A 9,029-nucleotide genomic window follows, 5' to 3' on the forward strand; every position below is an offset into this window, starting at 1 on the left:
ATACGTACTCGAAAGTGGCGCACTGCAAGCTGTATACGAATAAAACACCGATCACCGCCGCCGACCTGCTCAATGATCGCGTACTCCCGTTCTACCAGGCTCAGGGACTGCCGGTGCTGAGAATACTGACCAACAGGGGTACGGAGTACTGTGGTAAAGTGGAGCAGCATGATTATTAGCTTTATCTGGCTATCAACGATATCGAGCATACGAAAACGAAGGCGATGTCTCCGCAGACGAACGGCATCTGCGAGCGCTTCGATAAAACCATTTTTCAGTATTTTTATCAGGTTACGTTTCGCAAGAAGTTATATGGAGACCTGGAAAGCCTGCAGGTAGAGCTGGACAACTGGTTGTGGCATTACAATAATGAGCGAACTCATCAGGGAAAGATGTGCTGCGGGCGTACGCCGATGGCCACTTTACTCGATGGAAAACGGATCTGGGCAGAAAAGAATCTGAACCAGATGTAATCTGACAGACACCTGTATAAATAATCGGTAACTGTCAGATCAGGTCTGGGCTAGTACAAGTTCAGTGACCGCCTTGACGGTCACTTCTGAGGAAAGGCATTTACACAAAATCTTAAACAGGCTCTGGAGTTGCTGAAGTTATCCTGCAACGTTTGCAGTCGGTCAACGTCAAGGATTTCTTGCAATGGGTATTTGTTGTTCATCATGCTCTTTTCTGTCAGTCAGACACCGTCTCTGAGAATCCGTTTTCACCCCTCAGCCGCCGTAGGAATATCCATTCAGTTCCTATTGATAACGGTTTTGTATTATTTACGATCTCCGGTATGGATGCCATGACCTATCTCACACGGTGCTATTGCGATAAGAATGACAAGAAATTACACCTGAAAATGTTTGTTTTGTTTGAGCCCGATCAACTCTTGCGCTATGACGAGGTAGAGGTTTTCTCTTCACGCTCCGGCCAGCAAACCAACAAAACACCCACCATAATGGCGAACACGCCTATGCACGCCAGCCATGAAAAATGCTCTGAATAATCGGGTAAGAGAAGCGAACCAAGCCACACCAGCACATAGCTCAGGCTCAAAAATGCGTATGCTTTTCCCAGCGCCAGACGCTGTAACGCGAATTGCCAGACAATGAGCGACAGCACGTAACACCCCAGCCCAGCGGTAAGCAGCAGCCACTGGCACGCTGCGCCATCCCACAGCATGCGTATCGACCATATCGGTGGCAATCCGGACAGGGCGTATTTAATCGCCAACTGCGCGATGCTGACCAACATGACGCTGAGGCAAGCCGCTAGATATCCCATGCTGTCGCCTCCACGTTAAACCGTAACACCGAGCAAAACGACGCCCGAGATGATAAACAGAATGCCGAGGCTATGCCGCCACCCAATAGGCTCCTGCCAAATCCAACGTGCGGCCAGCGTGATCCAAACCAGATTCAGACTCAACATCGGATATGCAATGCCAACAGGAAGCTGTTGCAGTACGACCAGCCACAGCAATAACGCAAGCGCCAGCAGCAGCAGAGCAACGCTCAGCCATCGCGCTGCATAGGCAGGATGAACCGCTCCAGCCGCCTGTTTTTGACACATCTGCCCCATGCAGCTCAGCATGCTGACCAGCAAAACCCCCAACCATGCACTCACTGCGCGTGATACTCGACAACGGCAAAGCGTCCTTGCTGATAGACACAGTCCGGCGTTGGCAACGCATGTATCGTCGTCCTGTCGTCATCGTCCAGCAGTAGCATCAGCGTAATATTGCCTTGTTGACGGTGAGCCGCGAGCCAGTCAGGGAAGGCGTCCTCAGAAACAAACCGTTCTGCGCTGTCCTCAAACGCCAACCCCCAAGCCAGTTCACCGCGACGGCTATAGAGAAAAATATCGTCGCGCTGCAACTCCCAGGCAATAGCCGAGGAAACCCCTACGCTGTTGGACAGCACATAGCGGCTCGCTTGCAGTTGCGCATGAGCCTGCTCAATCATCTCCTGCGGCTGTTTGGCATTCTCCACACGATCGGGAATGGCAGCGCCCACCAGCAGCGCCAATGCCAGCGGGCACAGCGCCGCGCAGGCCCAGCGATTACGCGGTTGCACAATCGACAGGCTCCCGATCAACGCCCAAGAGAGAAATATCACCGCTGCCGCCAGCATCTTGCCATATTCCTGCGGTGTATAGAGCGGATAGCTCGCAAACCGATGAGGTGCCAAAACCAGCACCACAGCCAGCAGTCCTATAACACCAAACAGCATATTGATAAGTGCGTTGGCGCGCAGAGCCATGGCACCCTCGCGGGCAGCACCCAGCACATGATGAGCCAGCAACGCCGCCAGCGGCGCGTAACAGGGCAGTATATAGGTCAGTAATTTTCCTTTCGCGAGGCTGAAAAACAGCAGTGGCATGAGAGTCCAGCCCAACAAATAGATCAGGCTGCTGTTCGTTTTCCTATCTCGCCACCCCTGGCGCAACGCTCCGGGTAGGAACCCCAGCCAGGGTAACGCACCCAGCAGAAATAGCGGCATGTAATACCAAAACGGTGCCCGGTGCTGTGCGCCTTCCTGGGCAAAACGCTGGATATGCTCTACCCAAAAAAAGTAGTGCCAAAACGTTGGTTCACGCTCTGCTATGGTTAGCGCCCAAGGCAATGTCACCGCCGCCGCACTTAACACGGCCAACGGCCCATACATCAACAGCGATTTCCACTGTTTCTTTTCTGCCACCCACGGCAGCACGCTAATAACAGGTACCGCCAGCGCCAAAAAGCCTTTAGTCATCACCCCCATGCCGCAAGCCATCCCCAGCACCAGATACCCAATGGCCTTTTTGCCCACGGACTCGGATTCAGCGGCATACCAGAAACTGCACATGGCGAGCGAGAGCCACAGCGCGAGCATAGGATCGAGCACAGCGTAAGTCCCGACACCGTAGACCAGCAAGCAGGAAAGGTAGATTACCGCCGCCAGCAGCGCAGTACGTTTGTCACGCCAGATCCGCCAGGAGAGCCACGCGACCATACAGGCGGTCAGCGACGAGGAGAATATGGCTCCCGCACGCACCGCAAAGTTGGAATGACCAAAAAGCCATTGACCGAGATTGTTGATCCAGTAACCCGCTATGGGTTTTTCAAAGTAGCGAATACCTAAAAATCGCGGCACCGCCCAATCTCCCGAGGCCAGCAAGCCACGGCTGATTTCTGCATAGCGGGTTTCATCCGGCTGCCAGAGCAAGCGGTATTCAATAGGAATAACGTAGTAGAGTGCCCACAAAGCGACCAATGCGAGCGTGTAAGTTACTGCTTTCATGACTGACCGACCTGATCGTGTTGGCTATTCAGCCACTGTTGACAGCCTAACCATCCTTCCCGCCCGTCAATGGCGTGGCGCACAACCTGCCCAACGGGCAAATCTGCCTCGGATTCAGGAAGCAACGCCCCCAGAGGACAAAACTGAAGTCCTTCAAGATGTGCCATGGAGAGCAACGCCGAAAATTCCCGCTGGAAGGCGATGCCCTCCACCTCAGCGTGCACGGTATACACCGGTGTCCCTCGCGCGCTGTGCATGGCGTTGAGCAAATAGCGATTGAACTGCTGTGGTTGCACGGTGGAGCCGATAACCTCATCCCAGGTGTGCAGTGAAACCGGAATCTGAACGGTACCTAATGTACCATCTGCCAGACGAGGCCGAAATGGTGTGCTGCCGCGACAATCGCTGTTGTAGCGGAAACCAAAGCACTGCTTAGCCTCAATGACACGCTGATCTGCCCGCCATCCAGCCACGGCGGAGCAGGTGACGGCCTGGCCCAGCAGATCCTCCAGCGCGGTCTTACCCAGCGCAATATGGCGATGTAACTGTACTGTGCTCCAAATCCCCGCCCAGGTTTGCCAGGCAAAGTGATCCCAGGCATGAAGCCCCACCTCGTGGGTACGTGCCGTTTGTCGCATGACGTCCGCATTACCGCGCCCAATCAAACGGCCTGGCCAGGCAGTCCCCGCCAGCAGGATATCCCAGCCATACAACGAAACCGCCTTGGAGCGCAGCATCTTCCACAAAAAAGCCGGTTTGGCCAGACGCCAAAGGTGACGCCCCATATTATCTGGCCCAACGCTGAAAAAGACGCTTGCCTGAATCCCATGTTGCTCCAACGTTTCCAGCAGGCGCGGCATACCCACTCTCGTACCGCGCCAGGTGTCAACATCAATACGCAGCCCGACACGCTTCATGGGGTTGAATCCAGTGAAGGGTGAGCACGCAGGAAAAAGTCCAGCGTTTCGTCAATCGTCCGTTGGATCTCAACCTGTGGCTCCCATCCCAAAAGGCGGCGCGCATTGGCGATGCTTGGTTTACGGTGTTCCACATCCTGATAGCCTTTGCCGTAGTAACTGCCACTCTCCACCACGCACATGCCAGCAAACGGCGGATACATGTGCCGAAGCGGATGACGCTCAAAACTTTCGAGCAACATCTCTGCGAGCTCGCGGATGCTGGCCTCGTTTTTAGGGTTACCGATATTGATAATTCGCCCATCACAGGCGTTGTCACGATTTTCAATGATGTGGAATAACGCCTCGATGCCGTCGTTGATATCGGTAAAACAGCGCTTCTGTTCACCGCCATCAATCAGCTTGATTGGCGATCCTTCCACCAGATTCAGGATCAATTGCGTAATGGCACGCGAACTGCCGATACGGGCGGCGTCCAGGCTATCAAGCCGTGGTCCCATCCAGTTGAAAGGACGGAACAGCGTAAAACGCAGCCCCTGCTTCTCGCCGTATGCCCAGATCACCCGATCGAGCAGTTGCTTCGATACCGAATAGATCCAACGCTGTTTATTAATCGGCCCAACCACCAGCGATGAACGATCTTCATCGAACATCTTATCGCTGCACATCCCGTACACTTCAGAAGTGGAAGGGAAGATGATGCGCTTCTGGTGTTTGACGCAGCTACGCACGATTTTCAGGTTCTCTTCGAAATCCAGCTCGAACACCCGCAGCGGATTACGCGTGTATTCAATCGGCGTGGCAATAGCGACCAGCGGCAGAATGACATCACATTTCTTGATGTGATACTCAATCCACTCCGAGTGGATGGTGATATCCCCTTCAACAAAGTGAAAACGCGGGTTAAGCAGGAAACGGGCAATCGCATCGGAACCGATATCCAAGCCGTAGACTTCGTAATTTTCATCTTGCAGCAACCGTTCCGTCAGGTGGTTGCCGATAAAACCGTTTACCCCAAGGATCAACACCCGCACGCGCTTGGGTTGGCACGGCAAGCAAGCATTCAGCCTGGCCCCTTCCACCATGCCTACGGTTTGTGCCAGTTGTTCACCCGCCATAAACACGCTGCTGTCACTCTGACCGGTCACAATCTCCAGCGCATCGCTGCCGCAGGCAACCACCAGTGGTGAAACCGACAACACTGTTCCACTCGGCGCGCAAGGGAAATCCTGTCGCAAACGCGAGGACCACACCGTCAAGCGTGTCGCACCGGCATAACAAAACGCGCCCGGCCACGGATCCGTGACTGCACGCACCAGGTTGTGCAATTCATGCGCGGGCCGCGACCAGTCCATCCGCCCTGCCTCAGGGGTTCGCCGGGTGACATAGCTGGCCTGTGCGTGATCCTGCTCCTGTTGCGGATAGTTACCGGATTTAATCACTGGCAGGATATCGCGTAACAGACTGTCTGCACATTCGCACAGTTTATGGTGCAAACCAGGGGCATCGTCATCCGGTGCTATATCGACCCGCTGTTGCGCAATAATCGGGCCCGCATCGGGTTCTGACGTCATGCGATGCAGCGTGACGCCCGTCTGCGTCTCTCCGTTAACCAATACCCAATTCAGCGGTGCGCGGCCACGGTATTGCGGCAATAGCGAGCCATGCAGGTTAAACGCCCCTAAGGGGGCGCACTGCAAAATCGCATCACTCAGCACGCGGCGGTAATAGAAAGAAAAAATGGCCTGCGGTGCGAGCGCGCGAATGCGTTCACGCCACAGCGGGTGGTTCACGTCTTCCGGTGTATAGACAGGAATACCAGTTCTGGCGGCAATATGAGCCACTGAGCCAAAAAAAGGATTTTCACCAGGCTTGTCCACGTGGGTGAAAATAGCACTGATGCGATAGCCAGAGGCCAGTAAGGCACTGATGCCAACGCATCCCATATCATGGTAAGCAAAAACAACGGTATTCATTTCACATTACTCTCTTGGTGAGTCTCGTCTTTGCGGGTCTCACCCTTAACGACGCGTTGCACAAAATAACGAGGGCGAGCACGCACATCGTTGTAAATACGGCCAATATATTCACCGAGTATCCCCATCCCCACGAACTGCGCACCGATAAAACTGAACAGAAAGGCAAACAGCATGAATACACCCTCGGCCGCCCATTCAGGCCCAAATACCAGACGCAACACCACCAGCACAAAGGTCAGAAAGAATCCTAAGAGCGCGATGGCGCTACCTATCACGCTGAGCAGACGTAAAGGCGTAGTGGTCAGGCAGGTCACTAGGTCATACATCAGGCTGATCAAACTGATCACGCTGTACTTGGAATCACCGTACAGGCGTTCAGCGTGCTCGACAGGAATCTCCGTAGCCTTACGCGCGAAGATATTGGCAAGGATAGGGATAAAGGTGCTGCGTTCATGGCAGGTCAACATGGCATCGACAATATGGCGCCTATAAGCGCGCAGCATACAGCCATAATCGCCCATGGCCTTGCCAGTGGTACGCTGGATAAAACGGTTTATCAGGCGCGATGACATTTTGCGAAACAAGCTATCCTGACGGTTTTGACGCACCGTGCCCACCACGTCATAGCCTTCATCGGCTTTTGCCACCAGACGCGGGATCTCTTCCGGTGGATTCTGGAGATCGGCATCCAGCGTAATAATTAAATCGCCCGTGGCATGGCTAAATCCTGCAATGATCGCAGCATGCTGACCGTAATTCCGGTTAAGCAATACGGCTATCACGTGGCTATCTGGCATTTCGCTGGATTGCACCATCAGTCGCGCTGAGTTGTCATTGCTGCCATCATCAACCAGTACAATCTCATAATCCTTACTCAACGTCTCACAGGTAGCCACCGTGCGCTGAATCAGGGCGGGCAGGCTCTCTTGCTCGTTGAATACCGGGATGACAACGGAGACTTTTTTTATCAAAGGAAAGGTGAACATATCAACCGCAGGCAACTTCGCGCAGCGCATCGATAACGCGTGATGTGTCGTCATAAGTCATATCCGGAAACAGGGGAATGGATAACAGGCGTTCACTGTTCCACTCCGTATGAGGAAGTTCAAGTGCGGGAAAACGCTCACGGTAATATTTCTGGGTATGGACGGCGCGAAAATGCAGGCCGGTGCCAATCCCTCGCGCTTGCAGTGCAACCATTAACGCATCGCGTGAAATACCGCAGCGTTCAGCATCCACACGCAAAATAAACAGGTGCCAAGCGTGGTGATGGGGCCATTCAGGCTGACGTAATGGCAGCAGTGGCGTATCAGCAAGCGCCGATAAATAGCGTTGCGCAATATCCTTGCGCCACTGGTTAACGTTCGCCAGCTTGCCAAATTGCACTAACGCAATCGCGGCATGGATATCACTGAGATTGTATTTGTACCCCGGTGTTATCACTTCTGCCTGCGGTGCACGTCCCTGTGCAAGTCTGTCATAAGCATTCACGCCAAGGCCGTGAAATTTAAGGCTGCGGATACGCTCGGCAAGCTGGTCATCATCGGTGATCACCAGTCCGCCCTCGGCGCAGGTCATATTTTTGATGGCGTGAAAAGAGAAAATCGCAGTGCCTTTCGCTCCGACAGGGGCTCCGCGATACTCGGCCCCAACGGCATGTGCCGCATCTTCAATAACGGGGATACTGTGACGGTGCCCGATAGCGCGAATCGCGTCCATATCGGCGGGTGCGCCGGCGTAATGGACGGGAATAATGGCGCGTGTGCGGGGCGTGATAGCCGCAGCAATGGCCTCCGGCGTGACCATCAATGTATCGCGATCGACGTCTACCATCACCGGCACAGCGCCAAGCAAGACAATCATGTTGAGGGTTGAAACCCAAGTCAGCGAGGGGGTAATAACTTCATCGCCAGGGGAAATATCCAGCGCCATCAAGGTTACGTGCATCCCGCCCGTCGCGGAACTGACAGCAATGGCGTGCTTGTTGCCGGTCAATGCGCAAAAAGCAGCTTCCAGTTGCTGATTTTTTGGCCCTGAAGTGATCCACCCGGATAACATGACCGTATTCACGGCAGCAATCTCTTCCTCTCCCAAGGAAGGGCGAGAAAAAGGTAAAAAATCAAGCATGACAACATCCTGGTGATAAAATAACAAACATAAAAAACATCATGATTTCAACGCCTTATTTTCTATTACCTCGCAAAATGAAAACCGCCCCATTTTCTATTACCTCGCAAAAGGAAATAGAAAAAGAGTCGGCTGATAAATATAGTCGAGTCCTGCTTTCTAGCCATTACAAGTAATGATACAGGTACTCGTTACTAAAATAACTCAGATTAACACCCCAAACACGCCTCATCTGAATTGTGTTTAAAATACGTTTAATTAAACCATTCAATTAAAAGTTCAGTCATCCATTCTTATTTTATACATTCATTTAGGTTTTATTTAAAAATCAAGAATAGCCTTAGCGTCACAATAACATGACGTTCAAAAATAAAAATCACATTATCACTGTGCAAATGACGGTATGGCGGGGTCGATATTCAGGCGTTATTTAAGCCAATGGGGTCAATGAAATTGCCTGAGTTTCACACTGAATCAAGCATTATCCACAGCCATGGCTTTGTTGAATAATAGGTAATCATGCTGTTTTTCCGTGCCAGTTTTGGTTGAAAATGCTTGTCATCTCAGCTGTACACTTTTCTCGGCTTTGTTGAATAAATAGAACTTTTGGGTAATCATCGGAGCAGATCACCACAGTTGTTTCAAAATCAGGTCTCCATGGCAAAACAAAATTTTAAAATCACCAACTGGCACTCTTATAACAAGGCCCTCAAGCAGCGCGG

7 protein-coding genes and 1 pseudogene are annotated in these 9,029 nt (G+C 52.6%); 1 reads left to right on the forward strand and 7 read right to left on the reverse strand.

Annotated elements, in window-relative coordinates:
- Positions 1–473 (forward strand): annotated as a pseudogene (locus tag QZ506_RS06280) (integrase core domain-containing protein); the annotation flags it as partial.
- 424 nt (positions 474–897) lie between these two features.
- Here the strand turns inward: QZ506_RS06280 and arnF are convergent.
- The 7 genes from arnF to arnB are packed head-to-tail and all read right to left on the reverse strand — an operon-like array spanning position 898 to position 8,307.
- Positions 898–1,287 carry a 4-amino-4-deoxy-L-arabinose-phosphoundecaprenol flippase subunit ArnF gene (gene arnF / locus QZ506_RS06285; protein WP_291969847.1) on the reverse strand — a complete coding sequence of 130 codons (390 nt, stop codon included), beginning with the start codon at positions 1,285–1,287 and terminating at the stop codon, positions 898–900.
- Positions 1,288–1,302: 15 nt separating this feature from the next.
- Positions 1,303–1,629: a 4-amino-4-deoxy-L-arabinose-phosphoundecaprenol flippase subunit ArnE gene (gene arnE, locus QZ506_RS06290; protein ID WP_291969848.1), complete on the reverse strand. Its 327-nt coding sequence runs from the start codon at positions 1,627–1,629 to the stop codon at positions 1,303–1,305.
- Entirely contained in the window at positions 1,626–3,284 is a 1,659-nt protein-coding gene (gene arnT, locus QZ506_RS06295) for a lipid IV(A) 4-amino-4-deoxy-L-arabinosyltransferase (protein ID WP_291969850.1), read from the reverse strand. Before arnT ends, arnE begins: the two co-directional genes overlap by 4 nt.
- On the reverse strand, positions 3,281–4,201 hold the full coding sequence (gene arnD, locus QZ506_RS06300) for a 4-deoxy-4-formamido-L-arabinose-phosphoundecaprenol deformylase (protein ID WP_291969852.1): 921 nt from the start codon (positions 4,199–4,201) through the stop codon (positions 3,281–3,283). Before arnD ends, arnT begins: the two co-directional genes overlap by 4 nt.
- On the reverse strand, positions 4,198–6,177 hold the full coding sequence (gene arnA, locus QZ506_RS06305; protein WP_291969854.1) for a bifunctional UDP-4-amino-4-deoxy-L-arabinose formyltransferase/UDP-glucuronic acid oxidase ArnA: 1,980 nt from the start codon (positions 6,175–6,177) through the stop codon (positions 4,198–4,200). The genes arnD and arnA overlap by 4 nt, the downstream gene beginning before the upstream one ends.
- Entirely contained in the window at positions 6,174–7,166 is a 993-nt protein-coding gene (gene arnC / locus QZ506_RS06310; protein ID WP_291969856.1) for an undecaprenyl-phosphate 4-deoxy-4-formamido-L-arabinose transferase, read from the reverse strand. The genes arnA and arnC overlap by 4 nt, the downstream gene beginning before the upstream one ends.
- A gap of 1 nt (position 7,167) precedes the next feature.
- Entirely contained in the window at positions 7,168–8,307 is a 1,140-nt protein-coding gene (arnB, locus tag QZ506_RS06315) for a UDP-4-amino-4-deoxy-L-arabinose aminotransferase (RefSeq protein ID WP_291969858.1), read from the reverse strand.
- Between the last annotated feature and the right edge of the window lie 722 nt (positions 8,308–9,029).

The organism is Candidatus Symbiopectobacterium sp. (genome assembly GCF_020054415.1).
In the GTDB taxonomy this organism is placed as follows: domain Bacteria; phylum Pseudomonadota; class Gammaproteobacteria; order Enterobacterales; family Enterobacteriaceae; genus Symbiopectobacterium.